General features: G+C 44.5%; 22 protein-coding genes and 1 riboswitch. Of the genes, 6 read left to right on the plus strand and 16 right to left on the minus strand.

All coding sequences use genetic code 11. The features are described from left to right. Positions 1-19 precede the first annotated feature (19 nt). From NCCP2222_RS09445 to NCCP2222_RS09455, 3 genes are read right to left on the minus strand one after another with little or no spacing between them, the layout of a single operon-like run. Complete coding sequence (locus tag NCCP2222_RS09445) at positions 20-508, minus strand: cupin domain-containing protein (protein ID WP_248511753.1); 489 nt, start codon at positions 506-508, stop codon at positions 20-22. Next, the gene (locus tag NCCP2222_RS09450; RefSeq protein ID WP_248511754.1) at positions 505-1,092 is read right to left on the minus strand and encodes a histidine phosphatase family protein; all 588 of its coding nucleotides are present in this window, start codon (positions 1,090-1,092) and stop codon (positions 505-507) included. Before NCCP2222_RS09450 ends, NCCP2222_RS09445 begins: the two co-directional genes overlap by 4 nt. Before the next feature lie 26 nt (positions 1,093-1,118). Next, positions 1,119-1,907, minus strand: coding sequence for an alpha/beta hydrolase (locus NCCP2222_RS09455; protein ID WP_248511755.1), 789 nt, complete (start codon positions 1,905-1,907; stop codon positions 1,119-1,121). 114 nt (positions 1,908-2,021) lie between these two features. Here NCCP2222_RS09455 and NCCP2222_RS09460 point away from each other — a divergent pair, with 114 nt between their 5' ends. The 3 genes from NCCP2222_RS09460 to NCCP2222_RS09470 all read left to right on the plus strand — a co-directional run bounded on the left by NCCP2222_RS09460 (position 2,022) and on the right by NCCP2222_RS09470 (position 4,041). Beyond that, entirely contained in the window at positions 2,022-2,534 is a 513-nt protein-coding gene (locus NCCP2222_RS09460; RefSeq protein ID WP_248511756.1) for a gamma carbonic anhydrase, read from the plus strand. A 276-nt stretch (positions 2,535-2,810) separates the two neighbouring features. Then, positions 2,811-3,047 (plus strand): hypothetical protein, encoded by a 237-nt coding sequence (locus NCCP2222_RS09465; RefSeq protein ID WP_248511757.1) that lies wholly within the window; start codon positions 2,811-2,813, stop codon positions 3,045-3,047. A 664-nt stretch (positions 3,048-3,711) separates the two neighbouring features. Beyond that, complete coding sequence (locus NCCP2222_RS09470; protein WP_248511759.1) at positions 3,712-4,041, plus strand: hypothetical protein; 330 nt, start codon at positions 3,712-3,714, stop codon at positions 4,039-4,041. Positions 4,042-4,271: 230 nt separating this feature from the next. Here the strand turns inward: NCCP2222_RS09470 and metK are convergent, their stop codons facing one another. Next, the gene (metK, locus tag NCCP2222_RS09475) at positions 4,272-5,477 is read right to left on the minus strand and encodes a methionine adenosyltransferase (protein ID WP_282570689.1); all 1,206 of its coding nucleotides are present in this window, start codon (positions 5,475-5,477) and stop codon (positions 4,272-4,274) included. Between the two features lie 182 nt (positions 5,478-5,659). Further along, positions 5,660-5,770: riboswitch (SAM riboswitch) on the minus strand. Positions 5,771-5,943: 173 nt separating this feature from the next. Between metK and pckA the strand changes: the two genes are divergently transcribed. Then, complete coding sequence (gene pckA / locus NCCP2222_RS09480) at positions 5,944-7,530, plus strand: phosphoenolpyruvate carboxykinase (ATP) (protein WP_248511762.1); 1,587 nt, start codon at positions 5,944-5,946, stop codon at positions 7,528-7,530. Between the two features lie 126 nt (positions 7,531-7,656). On the opposite strand, the gene NCCP2222_RS09485 is transcribed toward pckA, so the two are convergent. From NCCP2222_RS09485 to NCCP2222_RS09515, 7 genes are all read right to left on the minus strand, one after another. Continuing rightward, positions 7,657-8,184: a histidine phosphatase family protein gene (locus NCCP2222_RS09485; RefSeq protein ID WP_248511764.1), complete on the minus strand. Its 528-nt coding sequence runs from the start codon at positions 8,182-8,184 to the stop codon at positions 7,657-7,659. A gap of 348 nt (positions 8,185-8,532) precedes the next feature. Then, complete coding sequence (locus tag NCCP2222_RS09490; protein ID WP_248511766.1) at positions 8,533-9,321, minus strand: alpha/beta hydrolase family protein; 789 nt, start codon at positions 9,319-9,321, stop codon at positions 8,533-8,535. Then, on the minus strand, positions 9,311-9,772 hold the full coding sequence (locus NCCP2222_RS09495) for an NUDIX hydrolase (RefSeq protein WP_248511767.1): 462 nt from the start codon (positions 9,770-9,772) through the stop codon (positions 9,311-9,313). The genes NCCP2222_RS09490 and NCCP2222_RS09495 overlap by 11 nt, the downstream gene beginning before the upstream one ends. Before the next feature lie 119 nt (positions 9,773-9,891). Then, a complete protein-coding gene (locus NCCP2222_RS09500) occupies positions 9,892-10,236 on the minus strand; it encodes a transposase (protein WP_248511768.1) in 345 nt (114 codons plus the stop codon). An 81-nt stretch (positions 10,237-10,317) separates the two neighbouring features. Next, complete coding sequence (locus tag NCCP2222_RS09505) at positions 10,318-11,637, minus strand: NAD-dependent malic enzyme (RefSeq protein WP_248511770.1); 1,320 nt, start codon at positions 11,635-11,637, stop codon at positions 10,318-10,320. 133 nt (positions 11,638-11,770) lie between these two features. Next, on the minus strand, positions 11,771-11,950 hold the full coding sequence (locus tag NCCP2222_RS09510) for a putative motility protein (RefSeq protein ID WP_238080045.1): 180 nt from the start codon (positions 11,948-11,950) through the stop codon (positions 11,771-11,773). Positions 11,951-12,011: 61 nt separating this feature from the next. Beyond that, on the minus strand, positions 12,012-12,461 hold the full coding sequence (locus NCCP2222_RS09515) for a Dps family protein (RefSeq protein WP_248511772.1): 450 nt from the start codon (positions 12,459-12,461) through the stop codon (positions 12,012-12,014). A gap of 116 nt (positions 12,462-12,577) precedes the next feature. On the opposite strand from NCCP2222_RS09515, the gene yidD reads away from it, so the two are divergent. Together yidD and NCCP2222_RS09525 are read left to right on the plus strand one after the other, a co-directional pair. Then, positions 12,578-12,793: a membrane protein insertion efficiency factor YidD gene (gene yidD / locus NCCP2222_RS09520; RefSeq protein WP_375709178.1), complete on the plus strand. Its 216-nt coding sequence runs from the start codon at positions 12,578-12,580 to the stop codon at positions 12,791-12,793. A 126-nt stretch (positions 12,794-12,919) separates the two neighbouring features. Beyond that, positions 12,920-13,876 carry a metal ABC transporter solute-binding protein, Zn/Mn family gene (locus NCCP2222_RS09525; protein WP_248511777.1) on the plus strand — a complete coding sequence of 319 codons (957 nt, stop codon included), beginning with the start codon at positions 12,920-12,922 and terminating at the stop codon, positions 13,874-13,876. Between the two features lie 49 nt (positions 13,877-13,925). Here NCCP2222_RS09525 and NCCP2222_RS09530 read toward each other — a convergent pair whose 3' ends face one another. The 5 genes from NCCP2222_RS09530 to NCCP2222_RS09550 form a co-directional block, all read right to left on the minus strand. Next, entirely contained in the window at positions 13,926-15,371 is a 1,446-nt protein-coding gene (locus tag NCCP2222_RS09530) for an o-succinylbenzoate--CoA ligase (RefSeq protein WP_248511779.1), read from the minus strand. 100 nt (positions 15,372-15,471) lie between these two features. Then, a complete protein-coding gene (gene menB, locus NCCP2222_RS09535; RefSeq protein WP_248511780.1) occupies positions 15,472-16,290 on the minus strand; it encodes a 1,4-dihydroxy-2-naphthoyl-CoA synthase in 819 nt (272 codons plus the stop codon). 11 nt (positions 16,291-16,301) lie between these two features. Continuing rightward, a complete protein-coding gene (gene menH / locus NCCP2222_RS09540) occupies positions 16,302-17,129 on the minus strand; it encodes a 2-succinyl-6-hydroxy-2,4-cyclohexadiene-1-carboxylate synthase (protein WP_248511781.1) in 828 nt (275 codons plus the stop codon). Beyond that, positions 17,129-18,835: a 2-succinyl-5-enolpyruvyl-6-hydroxy-3-cyclohexene-1-carboxylic-acid synthase gene (gene menD / locus NCCP2222_RS09545; RefSeq protein WP_248511783.1), complete on the minus strand. Its 1,707-nt coding sequence runs from the start codon at positions 18,833-18,835 to the stop codon at positions 17,129-17,131. The genes menH and menD overlap by 1 nt, the downstream gene beginning before the upstream one ends. Beyond that, the coding region (locus NCCP2222_RS09550) for an isochorismate synthase (protein ID WP_248511784.1) at positions 18,828-19,335 on the minus strand (508 nt) is incomplete at its 5' end. The genes menD and NCCP2222_RS09550, both read right to left, overlap by 8 nt.

Raw genomic sequence — 19,335 nt, forward strand, 5'->3', positions numbered from 1 at the left:
TTTGCCCGCTTTCCTGCCTTTATACACGTGTTAATTTAGTGATGATCGCTTCATGTTGTGGATATTGCCCCACTAATTCCTCACGTTCAAACAGCTCAAAATCCTCAAAATCAAACCCTGGCGCGACCATGCAACCGACGAGCGAGAAGGAGCCTTCTTGAATCATAGAGGAACCAAAGATGGTTCCCTTCGGCACAACAGCTTGTGGTTGTTGCCCTTCATGGACAGCCAGTCCAAGTTTAATTTCATTGTATGTGCCGTTCGGATCAATTGTATGGATGATCAATGGACTGCCAGCATGGTAATACCATACTTCATCCGATTTTAACCGATGGAAATGAGAAACTTCTCCTGGCTGCAGCAAGAAATAAATGCTCGTATATAAGCTGCGCCGGCTCCCCTGCCGATCCATCTCTTCATCCGAATGAAACGTGCCTACATAATGACCGCCTTCTGGATGAGGCTCCATTTTGAGCTGATCTATGAAATACTGGGCATCCTGCTTCATGCATCCACCGCCTTCAAGTGTGCCGTGCAATTATATAGAGAACAATGATTTCCTTCGTCTTGCAACGTCAAAATCGTGACCGATGTATTGTCGACTCCTTGATCAAGATCGGTATTTGGCACCAGTTCATTTAGAAGACGTTTGATGAAACTGCCATGACTTACAAGCAGCACTCGTTTGCCGGGATAATTATCTTGAATGTCACTAATGCAAGCCATTCCTCGCGAAATAACCTCGTCATGAGGTTCAAAACCCATATCGAGCTCCCGCCAATTCGCTCCCCATTTTTCAATGCGCTCTGCTTCTGTCGTACCCTCAATCTTTCCTCCGCCCGTCTCGCGAATCCGATCATCCAGAACCATCGGAACACCCGGCATTTCATTCCCAATGATTTCAGCAGTCATCTTCGCCCGGCTCAATGGACTGGAATAAATCACATCCCACTGTTCGCCTGCCAATCGTGCGGCTACTCGTTCTGCCATCGCAATTCCTTCCGCATCGAGTGGGATATCGGAGCTTCCTTGCGCACGACCTTCCTTATTCCAAGCAGTCACCCCATGGCGTATCAATCCAATTGTCGTCATATTCCCCATCCTTCCTCTTTTTTAAATCACACTACATAGCCAAGAGATCGAAGTACATTATTCATGAAGGATTCAATATATTGATAGACTTCTTCCCGTTCCGGCTCTTGATATAAATCATGATACAGCCTCTTCCATTCTTTAAAATGGAATTCAGATAGCTGTTGATTAGAAAGCCATTTTTTGGCGTATGTGTTATCTGTTATTTTATCGCGTCCACCCGTCTGCAGCAGCACAGGAACATCTTGAATGGATGTTTCATAAGTTTGCACAGTCTTCATGAAAGCACTCAATTCCCGATACCAAGAAGCGGTCACCGCCGAACTGTAATGACGGTCACTCTGGGCGTCTATGTACAGATCATAATTTCTTGTCAGTCGCTCAATCGTCACGTCGTGATTAATTTTCATGGAAGGCGATAATTTTGTCAGAACAGACGAAAACTTGGACGGCTGATGTTTCAATGAAAGCCAAGGTGAACTAAAAATACAGCCAGCGCATTCCAGCTTTTCCGTTTGCAACAGATGCATCACTAATGTCGCACCCAAGCCGTGGCCGACAACAAATATCGGAACCGTATCGAGCAGCGCGACCTCCATCATCTTCTTAATATGTTTTACATAAGAATCAAATGACTCATCATGCACGCCTCTGCCACTCTCTTCGCCATGCCCCGGCAAATCACTTGTGACGACATGAAATCCGCCATTACGTAGTGTCTGGATCAACCATGCATACCGGCGATGGTGCTCATACGCATTATGGACGAGGACAACAATCGCTTTCGGCTGTCCCTCCGCTTCCCATTTCCACATGGAATTCTCCCCTTCCCGCCAAAAATCTATCGAACCTTGCCTGTCTTTGTTACAATGAAAACAGGATGATAATACGATGATTATACACGATTTTTAAAGAAAGAGGGGATCATCTTGATTTATCCATACAATGGTAAAACACCAGCGATTGACCCGTCTGTTTACATTGCGGACTACGCAACCATTACGGGTGACGTGACAATCGGGGCAAACTCATCCATCTGGTTCAACACCGTCATCCGAGGAGACGTAGCACCGACAATAATTGGAGAACGCGTCAGCATCCAAGACTTAAGCTGCCTCCACCAAAGCCCAGGCAAAACACTGCTCATCGAAGACGATGTCACAATCGGCCACAAAGCATTGCTGCACAGCTGCATGATCCGGAAAGGCGCCCTCATCGGAATGGGTTCCATCATATTAGATGGAGCTGAAATCGGCGAAGGAGCTTTCATTGGAGCAGGAAGCCTCGTGCCGCCAGGAAAGAAAATTCCTCCGAACTGCCTCGCCCTCGGCTCCCCTGCAAAAGTGGTCCGAGAACTGAATGACGAAGACCGGGCAGACATGGAACGCATCGTCAACAGCTACGTGGAAAAAGGACAAGTTTATAAAAAAATGCAAAAATGAAAGCACACCCCGTGTGCTTTCATTTCTCTAATATAAATAAAGTGACAATGCCCGCCAACAATACAAACCCTACTCCCCCAAGCAGAACCATGAGCCACATCTCTAATCCCATACCCTTCAACCTCCCTATGAGAGTCGTCGATCTTCCCCTACCACGAGAAACAACCGATTGGAAAAATCTCCATATAACTATAAGTAGTATTACCATACCAAACCGTTTCTGGAAAATCAAAATACACGCTATCTTGATATACACTATTTAGCCGGATGATTAGATTGAGGACTATACGAGTGGTTCGGCGGCTGATACGAGTGGTTGCCAGATTATACGAGTGGTTCAACGGCGCATACGAGCGGTTGCCAGATTATACGAGTGGTTCGGCAACGGATACGAGCGGTTGCTTGTATATACGAGTGGTTCGGCAACGGATACGAGCGGTTGCAAAATTATACGAGTGGTTCGGCAGCAGATACGAGCGGTTGCAAGAACATTCGAGTGGTTCGATTGTTTAATCGAAACGCGGGAAATTTCCGTGTGTTTTCCTGCACCAGGTCGCGCTAAATGCCTTTGACCAATCAAGATAAAAATTGATCCGGTTGTTGAGCTTATCTTCTAGAGCAATTTTACGAGCCGTTGCCAGATTATACGAGTGGATCGGCGGCGGATACGAGCGGTTGCCATATTATAAGAGTGGTTTGACAGCCAATACGAGCGGTTGCCGGAAGATACGAGTGCTTCCGCGGCAGATACGAGCGGTTCGACCGTTTAATCTAAACGCGGGAAATTTCCACGGCTTTGCCTGCACAAGGTCGCGCTGAATGCCTTTGACCAATCAAAAAAATGATCTGATCGTACGAGCACTCCAATGTTTAATCCAGCACCTCTTTAAATTGACGATAATTACGTTACTGGTAAAAACACATTAGATGAAGAATTTGTATATAAAGCAGGACGAAATCATAACCTGTTTGTTAATATGAAACAAAACATAAATAAATCTTTACTAACGCATATGGATTGGGACACTACTGATACACCGTGCTACTGCAAATAAATATCGGGAAAAGGTGAGAGAAAATAAAAAAGTATAAGCAAGGGCTCATCATTTCGCTTATGTTTCTAATCATACTCTTTATTATCGATCAGAGCCTATATAGTGGAGTGATGTCATTAAAGATGCCGATTGTTTTATCGGGACTTCATGTTATTGTTTACCATCAGCTAGTTCCAAATAAGAGGCTCACAAGTTATTTCATTTATATTGGTATAATTATTTTATCTGTATGCCTTTCTTTACCATCGTTAACTTATAAACAAGCAACAGAAAAAGTCTTAAACAATCATACTATGACCATTGTGGATACGGGTACCGTTCCAGTGGAGTCTAGTTGGAATCCTTTTGCTCCAAATCGTGCTTACTATTTTAAAGGAAAGAATGCAAGCTCCGAAGAGATTACGTTAATGGTTGCCCCTGCAACAGGTAAAGTTCTGGAAATCAATTATTAATTAGCGCCAAGAAAGAAATTAAAGTGGCTTATCAATATGATTGCAGATTACTATGATTGTTATAAAGTGTCCCACTACCCTGTCCTTTATTTGGATTTGGATGGATTCCTGCCCTCCAACCCATTATAAGGGATTTTTCCAATCCCCAAATTCCCCTTCATCTTACGCCCTTTTCCAATTTAAAAAACAGGAGAAGAAAAACATATCGTTTTTCATCTCCTGTTTCATTATTATCCGACGAATAGGCCGGATTTCTCTTTTAAAGCAGCTGCTTTGTCTGTCTGTTCCCATGGAAGCTCGACATCTGTGCGGCCAAAGTGACCGTATGCAGCAGTTTGTTTGTAGATAGGTCTGCGAAGATCAAGCATTTTGATGATGCCGGCAGGGCGCAAGTCAAACAGCTCACGCACCATTTCGACTAGCTTGCTTTCTTCGACTTTTCCAGTTCCGAATGTGTCGATGGAAATGGAAACGGGTTTGGCAACCCCGATCGCGTAGGCCAACTGCACTTCACAGCGGGAAGCCAGTCCAGCAGCTACGATATTTTTCGCTACGTAGCGTGCCGCATAGGATGCAGAACGGTCGACTTTAGTCGCGTCCTTTCCAGAGAATGCACCGCCGCCATGGCGAGCATAGCCGCCATATGTATCGACGATGATTTTCCGGCCAGTCAATCCTGCATCCCCTTGTGGTCCACCAATAACAAAGCGGCCAGATGGGTTGATGAAGTATTTGGTTTCTTCATCTAATAATTCAGCAGGGACAACCGCATCAATTACGTGTTCTTTAATGTCACGTTTGATTTGATCTAACGTTGTGTCCGGGTGATGCTGTGTCGAAATGACAATCGTGTCGACGCGGACAGGTTGGTTGTTTTCATCGTATTCAATTGTTACTTGCGTTTTTCCATCCGGACGTAAATAAGATAGGATGTCTTCTTTGCGAACTTGCGCTAAGCGTCGGGATAATTTATGCGCCAAGCTGATTGGCAAAGGCATTAATTCCGGAGTTTCATCACATGCGTATCCGAACATTAAGCCCTGATCCCCCGCACCGATAGCTTCCAATTCTTTATCCGTCATCGTTCCTTCTCTTGCTTCGAGCGCCTGATCCACACTCGCTGCGATGTCCGGTGATTGTTCATCAATCGAAGTCAAAACAGAAGAAGTTTCCCAATCGAATCCGAATTTCGCGCGGGTGTACCCGATTTCCTTTACTGTGTCCCGAACGACCTTCGGAATATCAACGTACGTTGTCGTTGTTATTTCACCTATAACAAGTACGAGACCTGTTGTAATAGTCGTTTCACACGCAACGCGTGCATTTGGGTCTTCCTCTAAAATTGCATCCAAAATGGCGTCAGAGATCTGATCGCACATTTTATCCGGATGTCCTTCTGTTACCGATTCCGATGTGAACAGTCGGCGATTTGTCAATGTAATTTCCTCCTTAACGGCTTGCTCATATTGATACGGTACTCTATATGTCCCAGTAGTTCCACGCCTGAAGAGAGTCGACGTCAACATACACAAGGATTAAGGGCCAGACAATATAAAAAGCCTTCCACTCACGTAAATATACATGAGGAAAGGCATTATTTCAAAAGCAGCACCTTTCACTCTTATCGTCCAAGGATTCAACCTTGCTCCAGGTTTGGCACCTTTTCGCATTGTATGCGCAGGTTGCCGGGCTTCATAGGGCCTGTCCCTCCGCCAGCTCGGGATAAGAGTATCCGTTCATGATATAATGCTACGAAAAACTCGCGCTTTTGTCAAATCATTTTAATGAGAAACACTTGAGTTTTTAATTAGTATAGATTATTATTCTTAATGTGTTATACTAATTACGAAAATAAGGATACCCATTGAGTTGGGACTATATGTAAAGGACGGTACGTAAACTATGATTTCAGCGAAAATCGAAAACGGACTTAAAGAACTTCTTGCAGGCAACAATGTTACAATCCAGCCATCCGTCGCGGAATTGGTTGAAAAGGCGACAGCTCGCGGAGAAGCACAACTTTCAGCAGACGGTGCACTCGCTGCACGCACTGGAAAGTATACGGGCCGTTCACCTGGAGACAAATTCATTGTTGAAGAACCTTCCACTAAAGATAAAATCGACTGGGGCAAAGTGAACCGCCCGATTTCTGCGGACATCTTTGATTCACTATACACGAAAGTGATCAATCATTTAAAGCAAAAAGATGAATTATTTGTTTTCAAAGGCTTTGCAGGTGCTGATAAAGACTCCCAGCTTTCTCTTCAGGTCATTAATGAATACGCGTGGCAAAACTTGTTTGTCCACCAATTGTTCATCCGCCCGACTGAGGAAGAATTAAAAACACATGAAGCACAATTCACTATCTTAGCTGCTCCGTCTTTCAAAGCAGATCCAGCTGTTGATGGAACGAACTCCGAAACATTCATCATTGTTTCCTTTGAGCGCCGCATTGTATTGATCGGCGGTACTGAATATGCTGGAGAAATGAAGAAATCGATTTTCTCTGTCATGAACTTCTTGCTACCTGAACGCGGCATTTTACCAATGCACTGTTCTGCAAACGTTGGTGAAGAAGGCGATGTTGCTTTGTTCTTCGGTCTTTCAGGTACTGGAAAGACAACATTGTCTGCTGATGCACAACGTAAATTGATCGGTGATGACGAGCACGGCTGGTCTGATAACGGCGTCTTCAATATTGAAGGTGGCTGCTATGCTAAATGTATCAACCTTTCACCTGAAAAAGAACCGGAAATTTATGGTGCAATCCGTTTTGGTTCCGTCTTGGAGAACGTCGTCTTGGATGAAGAAACACGTGTAGCTGATTATGATGATAACTCCTTAACTGAAAACACACGTGCCGCTTATCCGATTCAATATATCGATAACATTGTAACACCTTCAGTGGCTGGCCAGCCAAAAACGATCATCTTCTTGACTGCGGATGCATTCGGTGTGCTGCCTCCAATCTCTAAGTTGACAAAAGAGCAAGCGATGTATCATTTCCTTAGCGGCTTCACGTCGAAATTGGCTGGTACAGAACGTGGTATCACAGCTCCTGAAGCAACATTCTCGACTTGCTTCGGTTCTCCGTTCCTTCCGCTTCCTGCAACGGTTTACGCGGAAATGCTCGGTAAGAAGATCGATGAGCACGATGCACAAGTATTCCTTGTCAATACAGGCTGGACTGGTGGCGAATACGGCGTCGGCAAGCGTATGGCATTGAAACATACACGTACAATGGTTCGTGCAGCTCTTGCTGGCAAGTTGAAAGATGTTGAAACTGAAACGAACGAAGTATTCGGTCTTGCGATGCCTACAGCAATTGAAGGCGTTCCTAGCGAAGTATTGAACCCACGCAATGCTTGGGCAGATACTGCAGCATATGACAAGAAAGCAAACGAATTGGCTGATCTGTTCCGTGAGAACTTCAAGAAATTTGAAAATGTCTCTGAGGAAATAATCAAATTCGGTGGACCAACTGCTTAATCGCCAGATTCATTGGAAAAAAAGCCGTCTCGCGTTACCTGCGAGACGGCTTTTATTTATTATTAGCTATGTTAAAAATAGTGTTTTTTAAAAAAGAGTGGATCAACTTTTTGGAGTATCCTTGGCTTATTTAAAATTATAAGTCTTATAACATCCAGTGTCTGATGAGAATTTTAAAATGTTACGATCAGTAGGTATTCCTTCAAAAAATGCACCAATGCACCCTGTTGTACATCTGTGTCCTGATATTAAAATGTTAAGATCTATTTTACTATACTTATTTTCAAGTTCTTTCATAAAACAAAATATCCTTTTAACAAAACAATTTGGTTCTTCAATTCCTTTATATACATTTGTATCAGGTAATGGTCCAGACATCTTCGTTTCGTTAATAGGTACTCTATCGGCTTCTCCCAAATCGTAGACATCGAGTCTTTCATCTATGATAGCTTTTAGTCCAGTAACTATTTCGGCTGTTTGGATAGCCCTCTCTTGTGGGGAAGAAAATACAAAATCGAACTTTATATTTTTAAGTTCATCTCTTAGTCTCTGTGCTTGTTCTAACCCACATTCATTTAACGGTAAGCCCATTCTCCCCTGCATTTTTCGCTCTTTATTCAAGTCAGTCTGACCGTGCCTAATTACATAAATCATATGCTAGCTCCTCTCAATATCAAAGCTTAATCAGTGTCTATTTTCTTATTCAGAAAATTTCCATAACATTAGTTTATCATATCCTTCGAGAACAGGCAGCCTGGTCTGCTCTACACAACTTTCTAATTTCTTGGATAAATTCCTTCCATGCCATTCTTATCAGCTCGCCATCTATTACTGAACAAGAGTTCGTTTTATTTAATTATCAACAGGGTTATTTATCCCAGCTTTCATATAAGAAAAACACTCCTGTGATTAGTGTGCTCGAAACTGCTTTTCAATAGAATCTATTCAATTAAAAAAACACCTTCGAGACCAATCCGCTCGAAAGTGTTTTTCCTTTGCCATCTATTCAACTTGTTTCATCCACTCGCATAATTCGCGGACAACCCTCGCATTTTCAGCTGCCGGGAAGTGGTGTGTATAGTCCGGAAAATACCAGGTATCATACGTCATATCTTGTTCCCGCAATGCGTCCTCCAGCATGATCGCCTGTTCAAAAGCCACATTTTCATCTTTCATGCCGTGGATAATCAAAACAGGTGCATCCATTTCCTTTATACGGAATAATGCAGTCCGTTCCCGGTATGCTTCCGGCAGATTGTTCGGGGTACCGCCAATGACCCGTTTCATCATTCTTCGCATATCTTCTCTTTCATTGTACGTAAACACGACATCCGAAATGCCCGCCCATGTTACGACTGAGGTGATATCATCTCGTAAAATTGCAGTCCATAATGCCATGATCCCGCCACGTGAGAAAGCGTACAAATGAATGCGCTCTTTCCGCAGCTTTGGATGCTGCTTCAGCACATCCACTCCAAAGACTGCATCCTGTCGATCGGCTCCCGCAAACTCGTCTCGTCCTTCCCCACCGCGGTTTCCCCGGTAGTAAGGGGCAAATACGACAAAACCTTGCGAAGCGAATTGCGCAATTCGGGCTGGACGCACCATACCGACATGCTGCATGCCGCCACGCAAATAAAGGATCCCTTCAAATTGGCCTTCTTCAATCGGCTCGCCTAGCAGTCCCTTGACTTTCACTCCGCCCGACCAATACGTCACTTCTTGGAGCTTCACACGGGGGTTAGGCGACGGGTAGATTCTTTTGGAGATAATACTGCCGTTATCCGCCATGGGTTTCCACCCACTTCCGGATTTTCTCCATGCCGGTGTCCTTCATATGGAAACTTAATTCTTCGCAAAGGTCCAGCTCCTCATCCGTGAACCATAAAGCACCGCCTGTTTCGTACAGGACGGGATTTTCCTCAATGGAATCAACCTTACCTGTAAATACCGCTTTGCAAAAAGGAGGATCGGTTTCCACGACATATTCGGCAAATTTAACAAGGTCCTTCAGAGTAACGCCCGTCTCTTCGATCGCTTCACGGACCGCGGCCTCTTCAATTGTTTCGCCCGGCTCCGCCTTGCCTCCGGGAAATTCAATCCCTCTGCTTTCATGGCGAGTCATAAGCCATTTCCCTTCGTGTTTTAGGACCACGAGAACATGTCTTGCTTCCATGCCTTTGCGATTCTCACCAAAGGTCAATTCAACTGCAGCGCCTTTAATATCATTATACGTAATCATATGTAACACATCCTTTCCTATAGTGTAGCGAAGGACACGCGCATTTTACATTCCAAAGGTTCTTTTTATCCAAATAAAATATAGCGGGACGCTTGGACGCCCCGCCATCACGAAAATCTTTAGAACGGATTGTACTTTTTCTCAGGTTCCGGACGGAAATAAGGCAATTTCTCGATAAATAAACGTGTTTCCGTATCGGTAAACTCATGGATTAACGCATAAAGCTTCATCGTCCGAACATCGATATCCGTATTATCACTGTCGAAATGATAAGGAACATAAGGCAGGTGAGAACGCAGGAAGTTTCTGAACTCCAAATGATTCATCTGCTCAAATAAATGTTCAAAGATCGGGATGTATTCTCTCGTAATCGTCAATTCATATTCCCATGGAGATGAATGCTTATCTGTCATGATTTGCTGGTTGGCAACAGACACGTATAGCTTTACTGGGTTCTCTTGCATCACATATCATTCCTTTTTCGTTAGTATGGAACAAAGTGGCGGAATGATACGCTTTTGACTGAACCCCGATGGTTTACCGCGTTATTCGTTTTTCTCGTTCGCCATGCGTTCCACCGCACTGGCAACATTGGCATGAACCATTGGATCTAATGGATGCGGAACCAAATCACCTGGTTTTGTTGAATCCACAATGGCAAGCGCTGCTGCGATTAACATCGGATAGGTGATTTCTTTCGCTCGGGCATTTAAAGTTCCCCGGAAGATGCCAGGAAAGCCAAGTACATTGTTTACTTGCCGTCCGTCTGCCGCAAATGCCGCGCCTGCTTTCAATGCCACTTCTGGCTGAATTTCAGCATTCGGATTGGAAAGTGCAAGGATGATCTGCCCTTTTCGTACCATTTCAGGTTTAATTAACCCTTCTACCCCTGTCGTTGCAATGACAATATCGCAAGTCTCCATCAATGTCTCAATAGAAGGTAAAGTAGATCCGCCAAAGTCTTTTAGCCTTTGCAAGGCGGCTTCATTTCGATCCACACCATGCATTTCCTTAACTCCGTAATTCAGTAGCATTCTGCTGATGGCAAGCCCTGCTGCGCCGAGACCGATTTGCCCTACTACGGAATTGGACAGATCCACGCCCGTTTGCCTGCAGGCGTTTAGTACAGATGCCAGCGTAACAACAGCCGTTCCGTGCTGATCATCATGCATGACTGGAATCGGCAATTCGGCTTTCAGGCGCTCCTCGATTTCAAAGCAATGCGGTGAACCGATATCTTCCAGTAAAATGCCGCCGAATCCTTGATGGATATGTTTGACGGTTTCTACCACTTCATCTGGATCACTCGTGTCTAAAAGAATTGGAATCCCGCTAATCCCGGCAAATTGATCGAATAACACCGCTTTTCCTTCCATCACGGGCATGCCAGCAACGGGTCCGATATTACCCAATCCAAGAATCGCCGTTCCATCCGTCACAATCGCTACCGTATTGGAAATGCTCGTGAAATAATTCGCCTGTTCCGGATCTTCCTGAATGACCTTGCAAACATTCGCAACCCCTGGTGTATACACACGGCGTAAATCCCCTAGTGAACGGATTTCAATCTTGCCTTTCATATGGATTTTCCCGCCTTCATGGGCATGCAGGACATCATCCGTCACTGCCAGGACTTGAATGCCGCCACCTAATGCATTGATTGACTCCACAATTTCTTGAAGCTGCTCTTCACTTGTGCATTGCACTGTCACATCGCGAATCGTTGATAATGTGCCTACTTTTATAGTTTGTATATCGCCGATGTCACCGCTTTGCAATCCGATAGCTGTGGCAACTTTTGCAAAATTCCCTGGCACGGAAGGTGTTTCGATGATTAAATTTCTCATATATTGCACTTCTGCCATGCTGAAAACCTCCATGTTTATTAAAAAGATAAAATGCTCTTGTCTAACCCATACCCCATTCTACATGGAGTTAATTCAGCATCCAACCAAAAAATGAGCATACACCCCAAACGAGGCGTATACTCACTTCCTATTACGCTTTCATATCAAGCGCCGTTCCTTTGTAAGGATGGGCTGCCGACTGCTGTGGCAAGCTTTCCAATAAATCCGTCGCTGCGGTTGCGTTAACGGCCATTGCCTTGTTCAACACGCTTAACTGGACTGTAGACTGAAGGCTGCGCAGCTGGCTCGCCATAATGGAATTCAACTCCATTCCCATCCCTCCTTCCCCTTCTACTATCGGCAAACCGATATGAATATCAAGGGAAATCAAATCATTTATTATCTTCGCCTAGGAACGCATTTAACATCCACTGATGTTTTTCCACGCTCTGGTATGTTGCATTCAATAAATCTTCCGTCATATCGTCACCATCTTCAGCAGCCAGCTTCATGCCGTGCTTTAAAGATTCCATAATGGCATTGAAATCATCGACTACTGATTTTACCATCTGCTCTGCTGACTCAGAACCGGTTGCTTCTTGTACGACAGACAGCTCCAGATGTTCACGCAAGGCAGCAGCGGGTTCCCCTCCAAGTGTCAGCATCCGTTCTGCGATTTCATCCATATGAAGAGTCGCTTCGTTATACAGCTCTTCAAACTTGGCATGTAACGTGAAGAACTCTCTTCCTTTCACATACCAATGATAATTATGAAGTTTGGCATACATGACCGACCATGTGGCCACTTGTTTATTCAATTCGGTTAACAATTCCTTGGACATACAACTCTCTCCTTCAAACCAATTTATATAAAGCATCTCTCTGTTAATTTACCTCTAAAAGAAATAAAATAAACCTATCAGCAAAAGAGGAGCCCAGTCCATTGAAGTATATCTTAATGAGTTTGATTAAAATTTATCAAAAAATTATTTCTCCGCTCACACCGCCGACATGCCGGTTTTATCCGACCTGTTCCCATTATGGGATAGAAGCAATTGAAAAGCATGGTGCCTTAAAAGGAACATGGCTGGCAATCCGTAGAATATCGAAATGCCATCCTTTCCATGAAGGTGGATTTGATCCTGTACCCGACAAAATTGAAAAAGATAAATGATCTTCCGGCGAAAGCCGGTTTTTTTATGGATGTTAAGGGTTGCGCATTCTTTCATTCTCCTGTATGATAAAAAAGCCTTCTTAAATAGTAACCATTACGATTAACAAGAAAAGGAGATAATTTTCGTTGAAACGATTTCTATTTATTGTATTAGTATTTACCCTTGTGTTAGGAGCCTGTGGCAAGACAGGCGAAAAAGTGAAGAAGGAGGATGGTAAGATTTCAATCTACACAACAGTCTATCCCCTTCAATACTTTGCTCAGCGGATCGGCGGTTCTCATGTTACTGTGCAATCCATCTATCCGGCTGGAGCCGATGAACATTCATTTGAACCGACTCAGAAGGATATGATGAATCTGGCAGATGCTGATTTATTTCTATACATCGGGCTCGGCCTCGAAGGATTTGTTGAAAATGCGAAAAAAACATTAAAAAACGAAAATGTACAGATGATCGCGACAGCTGAAAACATTCCTGCTGAGGAATTACATGCCGGCCATGATCATGAGGAGGATCACGATGAAGATGGGCATGAAGAAGAACATCATGACCATGGAGAATTTGATCCACACGTCTGGATTTCTCCTAAGTTGAGCATAGAACTGGCTAAATCCATTGAAGAGGCATTAGTCAAGGAAGCACCGGAATTTGAAGAAGAATTTAAGACGAATCGTGAAAAGCTGGAACAAGATCTAATTGCTTTAGATGGTCAGTTCCAAGAGATGGCGAGCAAAGCCCCATCTAAAACCTTCTTCGTTTCCCATGCTGCATTTGGTTATATCGCAGAAGAGTATGGCCTAGAACAAGTGGCTATTTCCGGTTTGAATTCACAAAGTGAGCCTTCCCAAAAACAATTAGCTCATATTGTAGAGCAAGCGAAAGAAAAGAATGTCCACTATATTTTGTTCGAACAGAACGTCTCATCAAAACTGACAGATGTCATCCGTAAAGAAATTGGAGCGGAATCGTTGATGCTTCATAATTTAGGCGTGTTGACTCCTGAAGATGTGAAGAACGAGGAAACATATTTTACGCTAATGGATCGTAATCTGAAGGTTTTTCAAAAAGCGTTAAGCCAATAAAGAAAAGCTAAAACGGAACGGGGAGCATCGTCTGCTTCCCCGTTTCTTTTTATGTGGACGGAAGGATTTTCTTCAACTCCCGCCTCAATAATTTATTTGAAGCATTGCGAGGCAATTGATCGACAAAAACAATCTGTTTAGGCACTTTATATTTTGCCAATCGGGCAGCACAATATTCGATCAGCTCTTCACCCGTAACGTCAATTTTATTGACAATAAAGGCGATCGGGACACTTCCCCATGTTTCATCTTCTATCCCGCATACCCCTGCCTCTTGTACAGCAGGATGCCCCATCAATGTGTTTTCTAATTCCGCGGGGTAAATATTTTCTCCGCCTGAGATAATTAAATCGGAACGCCGATCCACTACATACAAATAACCATCTCCGTCCAAATAGCCAATATCACCGGTATGCAGCCATCCATCCACCATCGGCTGTCTATCTGTAAATCTGCCGATATAACCGGGCGTGACATGAGGACCGCGAATCAGTATTTCTCCAGCCTCATTCGCTTTGCCAGCACCATCAATTTTTATTTCATTAAAAAATAGTGGTTTTCCTGAGGATCCAAGCTTTTGCAATGCATCCTCAGCCGAGAGTGTTGCTGTCTGAGAGCTTGTCTCCGTCATGCCGTACGTTTGCAGAACAGGGATGTCCAATTCGCTTGCACGCTCAAGTATAGATCGCGCCACTGGCCCGCCGCCAACTAACATAGTCTTGAAATGAGGTGACACAGTCCAGTCATTATCGAGCAATGCCTCCATCACCTTCTCAAGTGTCAACGCAACTACAGACATACGGGTCACCTTGCCGTCACGGATATCCATAGCGGCGTTTGTCGCATCAAATTTTTCGTATAGGCGAACTTCCATTCCATATAGCACAGAGCGCACTAAAATGGAAAAGCCGCTTATGTGGAAGAGCGGCATAGCACAAAGCCAGGCATCCTTTTCTGAGAGACCTAGGTTCAAGACAGAGGATAAAGCACTTGAAGTATGGTTCCCTGCAGTTTGCCGTACCCCCTTCGGAAAACCAGTTGTACCGGAAGTATACATGATGGTAATTGTCCGATCCTCATTCCACGACCGTTCCGGGAGAAAAGCTGTTTCTTCCATCGACTGCAGCTCAGACACGGTTACCATCCGGACCTTTGATTCGTTTATCAACTCTGTGTAATCATCCGAAACAATTACGGTTTGCACTTCTGCATCTTCAAGCTGCCATTCCAGTTCAGATTTTGATAAACGGCTATTCAACATGACCATTTCAAGCCCTGCCATCATGCAGCCGTGGATAATAAATACCATTTCTGGAGTTGATTTTCCGAGAAGAGCGATCCGATCCCCATTTTTCAAGCCGCATGATGTTAATTGCCGCGCCCTCCTCATAGCTTCACCGTACAACTGCTCAAATGTCCACTGTTTGGTGCCAAAAGTCAAAGCGAGGCGCCCCGGTGTTATATATGCTCGTTGCAATAGCCAATTTGGTATCATTTGATTCACCTGTCTTTTCCAAAATATCTACTGTTCTCCTCAATTTTCTACTTAATCATAAATAAAAGAAAAACTGCCTGGCGAAAGGCAGTTTCGTTTATTAAGGGAAGCGTGGGAATTGACCAAAGTCAGGTTTGCGCTTTTCTTTAAACGCATCTCGTCCTTCTTTTGCTTCGTCAGTCGTATAGTAAAGAAGTGTTGCATCGCCTGCCATTTGTTGAAGACCGGCAAGACCATCCGTATCCGCATTCATAGCTGCTTTAATAAAGCGAAGTGCTGTTGGGCTCATGGATAGCATTTCTTCGCACCATTGGACTGTTTCATCTTCCAATTGCTCATAAGGGACAACCGTATTGACCAATCCCATATCCAAAGCTTGCTGTGCGTCGTATTGACGGCAGAGGTACCAAATTTCACGGGCTTTCTTATGGCCGATAATTCTAGCTAAATAGCCGGAACCATAACCAGCATCAAATGAACCGACTTTTGGTCCAGTCTGTCCAAAAATGGCATTGTCTGCGGCAATCGTCAAATCACATACTACGTGAAGCACGTGTCCGCCACCGATAGCATAGCCTGCAACCATCGCGACGACCGGTTTAGGAATTACGCGGATTAAGCGTTGTAGATCCAAAACATTCAAGCGTGGAATTTCGTCATCACCAACATATCCACCATGTCCTCGAACCTTTTGGTCACCGCCTGAACAGAAAGCTTTTTCTCCTTCTCCAGTTAAAACGATGACGCCGATGCTTTCATCATCCCGTGCTCGTGAAAAAGCATCAATCATTTCCATAACCGTTTTAGGGCGGAATGCATTACGCACTTCCGGACGGTTAATTGTCACTTTGGCAATGCCATTGTATTTTTCGTATTTGATATCTTCGTATGTACGAATTGTTTCCCATTGACGTGTCATACTGTACCTCCTCAATAAGTTAGACCTTCTAAATACTCCTTCACTATTGTAACAAATAGTTCGGGTTTTTCCACGTGAATTGCATGTCCCGCCTGCGGAACAATGATTTGGGTCGCTTTCGGGAGATCTTTTTTCATTTCCCGGGCAATAGCTACAAATTTCGAGTCTAGCTCTCCCGTCATTAATAAAACAGGCATTTGGAGCTCTCGTAAAATCTCCCAATACGATGGCTGGCTGCCTGTCCCAAAACCTCGCAGGCTGTTCGCCAATCCCGTCGGAGACTGAGACATCCGTTCCTCTCGTATTGCTTTGCGCTTATCCGCTGACAGCATTTTTTGCGACTCAAACAAAGGTATATTTTCCCAGTTATTCACAAAAGTTTCTATCCCATTTTGAAGAAGGCGCTCTGCTAAACCGGCATCGCTTGCCTGTCTTGCGATCCGCTCTTCCTCTTTTTGTAGTCCAGGGGAGGAGCTTTCTAAGAGTAATGCTGCAATCTTTTCTGGATGACGGGCAGTGTATCCTATTGCCAACCGGCCACCCATAGAATAGCCAACAAAAATAAATCGGCTGAGCTGGAGTTTACTAAATAAATCATCCAAATCTGCCACTTGTTCAGACATGGAGTATCTATCTGCTTCTAGCGGAGTGGATGTCTTTCCGTGACCTGTCAAATCCACGGCAAAAACGGAAAAGTCATCCTTCAGCGTGTTCATTGCATCCCGCCAAGTCGAGCTGCTTCCTGTAAAACCATGGAGAAATACGATAGCCGGTTTTTCTGGATTTACAAACTGCTCCACATACATGTCAAGACCGCGAATGGAGTATGTCTTTCCCATTATCCCAGCTCCTTCTGAACAGAGTCCCAATACGCTCGATGTGCCTCCACATTCGCTTTTCGATCTGTAAAGACTTCGATAATCCGGATAGGCTTCATTTTCATCTTTTCCAGTTCACTTCTGAAAGCTTCTGCTGAGGAGACAGCTGCGTATTGTGCATCATACATGGAAGCAATGTGCTCAAACGTTAAGCCCGTCGGTGTACCGAATAATTCTTCAAAGTGATTGTCAACACTCGCCTGGGGAAGATAAGAGAAAATGCCGCCACCATCATTATTCACAACGATAATCGTCACATCATATTCTTGGAACCGTGAAACGAGTAAACCATTCTGGTCATGAAGAAATGATAAATCGCCGATTAATAAGTAAGCAGGACGCTTGCGTGCTGCCTGCATGCCAAATGCACTGGAAACCACACCGTCAATTCCGTTCGTGCCCCGATTCGAAAAGATGCAGATATCCTTCTCTGTCTTTTGGAAGAAAGTATCAACATCCCGAATTGGCATGCTGCTGCCGCTGAAGAGATCTGCTCCATCCGGCAAATGTTCAAACAAGATTTTGGCAATGGCACCCTCATCTCCAGGTATTCCAATATCGTACTTTTTCAAAAATGAGCCTGCGACTTCATTCGCCTTTGACCAAATATCCGCATAATCCGACCGCTCTTTTTGAATATGAAGCTCAAGGACAGCCTCTGGAGCGGCTTGGATATGGTGTGTCACTACTCCAATTGAGTCTCTGAAGATAGGAGATTCATCAACTGCCAAATAGGCAGCGGGACGTGCTTTCTTTAAATAAAGGGACAGCGGCTTGGAAATCGGCTGTGCTCCAAAACGGATGACCGCTTCTGGCATTGTCCGATCAGCAAATGAAGCACTTTTTAATAACGCATCATAATGTTCTATGCACAACTCCCAACAGTCAACTGGAACTTCTGCACGTAAATTAGATAGCGGATCACATAGCACCGGCCATTGGAGCGCTTTGGCAAATCGCCAAAAGAGCTCCTTATTCAAGCCAGTATCCATCTCACCGGCGATAATTAATCCTCTCTCCGCCCCAGTAAGAAGTGTTTGAATCTCCTCGGCTGACTCAGGAGGCAATGAAGAAATACCTTTAATCTGATGTTTATAGGTGATCTTAGGTTCCTCCTGATCAAAATCGATCAGCAAAGGTTCCCGGAATGGCACATTAATATGAACTGGCCCTTTGGGAGCTGTCCTTGCAGCCGATATGGCGCGATTCAAATGACGGTCAAGAAATCGATCCATCTCTTCATTATCTTCTGGCAAAGGAAAGTCCACACTGAACTTCACATGCTTACCATAAATATCGACTTGATCGATAGCTTGAGGAGCACCGACTTCGCGCAATTCGTGCGGCCTGTCAGCAGTCAGTACAATCAAGGGAATACGGGCATAAAAAGCTTCCGTAATAGCAGGATGATAATTGGATACGGCAGTACCGGATGTACAAAGCAAGATGACCGGTTTTCCAGATGCTTTGGCAAGACCCAGTGCATAGTATGCGGCGGATCGTTCATCAATCTGCAAATGTGTCTGCATCCCTTTTGATGAGGCAAATGCATAGGCTAGTGGCGTCGAGCGGGATCCTGGACTGATCACCGCCTGTTCGACACCAGCTTCCACCAAAAGACGTGTCAGTCTTTTTACATATGTGGTCAGTACAGCGCGTCTATCCATTTAAATTTCCTCCAAGCGCCCGTAGGACTGGTCTGAATTTCACCCATGTTTCCGCATACTCCGAATGTGGGTCAGAGTCTGCAACAATGCCGCCGCCGGCATACAAATAAGCCTTGTTTCCTGCAAGCAGCGCAGAGCGTATGGCAACCGCAAATTCTCCGTTTCCTGCTGCATCCGTCCAGCCAATGGGTGCGGCGTAATACCCACGGTCAATTCCCTCTTCTTGCCGAATCATGTCGAGGGCAGTATTGGTAGGCACTCCCCCAAGTGCAGGCGTAGGATGGAGGGACTGGATAAAACTGAAAATATCCGTATCCTTTCCTACTGAACCTTGAACAGGCGTGTAAAGATGTTGAATATCTCGGACTTTCATCAGTCGAGGCGTTTTCGGTATCGACACATCCTGGCTCAGGCGGTTAAAAATTGCAGAAATCATATCAACGACGTATTGATGCTCTTCACGATTTTTCCGATCCCTCATCAATTCTTCCCCAAGGATG

It is taken from the genome of Sporosarcina sp. NCCP-2222, from assembly GCF_023168145.1.
Classification (GTDB): Bacteria; Bacillota; Bacilli; order Bacillales_A; family Planococcaceae; genus Sporosarcina.

Excerpts from the sequence above, each read along its gene's own strand:
- NCCP2222_RS09445 (WP_248511753.1), bottom strand. The coding sequence starts at position 508 with ATGAAGCAGGATGCCCAGTATTTCATAGATCAGCTCAAAATGGAGCCT.
- NCCP2222_RS09450 (WP_248511754.1), bottom strand. The coding sequence starts at position 1,092 with ATGACGACAATTGGATTGATACGCCATGGGGTGACTGCTTGGAATAAG.
- NCCP2222_RS09455 (WP_248511755.1), bottom strand. The coding sequence starts at position 1,907 with ATGTGGAAATGGGAAGCGGAGGGACAGCCGAAAGCGATTGTTGTCCTC.
- NCCP2222_RS09470 (WP_248511759.1), top strand. The coding sequence starts at position 3,712 with ATGCCGATTGTTTTATCGGGACTTCATGTTATTGTTTACCATCAGCTA.
- pckA (WP_248511762.1), top strand. The coding sequence starts at position 5,944 with ATGATTTCAGCGAAAATCGAAAACGGACTTAAAGAACTTCTTGCAGGC.
- NCCP2222_RS09485 (WP_248511764.1), bottom strand. The coding sequence starts at position 8,184 with ATGATTTATGTAATTAGGCACGGTCAGACTGACTTGAATAAAGAGCGA.
- NCCP2222_RS09490 (WP_248511766.1), bottom strand. The coding sequence starts at position 9,321 with ATGGCGGATAACGGCAGTATTATCTCCAAAAGAATCTACCCGTCGCCT.
- NCCP2222_RS09495 (WP_248511767.1), bottom strand. The coding sequence starts at position 9,772 with ATGATTACGTATAATGATATTAAAGGCGCTGCAGTTGAATTGACCTTT.
- NCCP2222_RS09500 (WP_248511768.1), bottom strand. The coding sequence starts at position 10,236 with ATGCAAGAGAACCCAGTAAAGCTATACGTGTCTGTTGCCAACCAGCAA.
- NCCP2222_RS09505 (WP_248511770.1), bottom strand. The coding sequence starts at position 11,637 with ATGGCAGAAGTGCAATATATGAGAAATTTAATCATCGAAACACCTTCC.
- NCCP2222_RS09510 (WP_238080045.1), bottom strand. The coding sequence starts at position 11,950 with ATGGAGTTGAATTCCATTATGGCGAGCCAGCTGCGCAGCCTTCAGTCT.
- NCCP2222_RS09515 (WP_248511772.1), bottom strand. The coding sequence starts at position 12,461 with ATGTCCAAGGAATTGTTAACCGAATTGAATAAACAAGTGGCCACATGG.
- yidD (WP_375709178.1), top strand. The coding sequence starts at position 12,578 with ATGAGTTTGATTAAAATTTATCAAAAAATTATTTCTCCGCTCACACCG.
- NCCP2222_RS09530 (WP_248511779.1), bottom strand. The coding sequence starts at position 15,371 with ATGATACCAAATTGGCTATTGCAACGAGCATATATAACACCGGGGCGC.
- menB (WP_248511780.1), bottom strand. The coding sequence starts at position 16,290 with ATGACACGTCAATGGGAAACAATTCGTACATACGAAGATATCAAATAC.
- menH (WP_248511781.1), bottom strand. The coding sequence starts at position 17,129 with ATGGGAAAGACATACTCCATTCGCGGTCTTGACATGTATGTGGAGCAG.
- menD (WP_248511783.1), bottom strand. The coding sequence starts at position 18,835 with ATGGATAGACGCGCTGTACTGACCACATATGTAAAAAGACTGACACGT.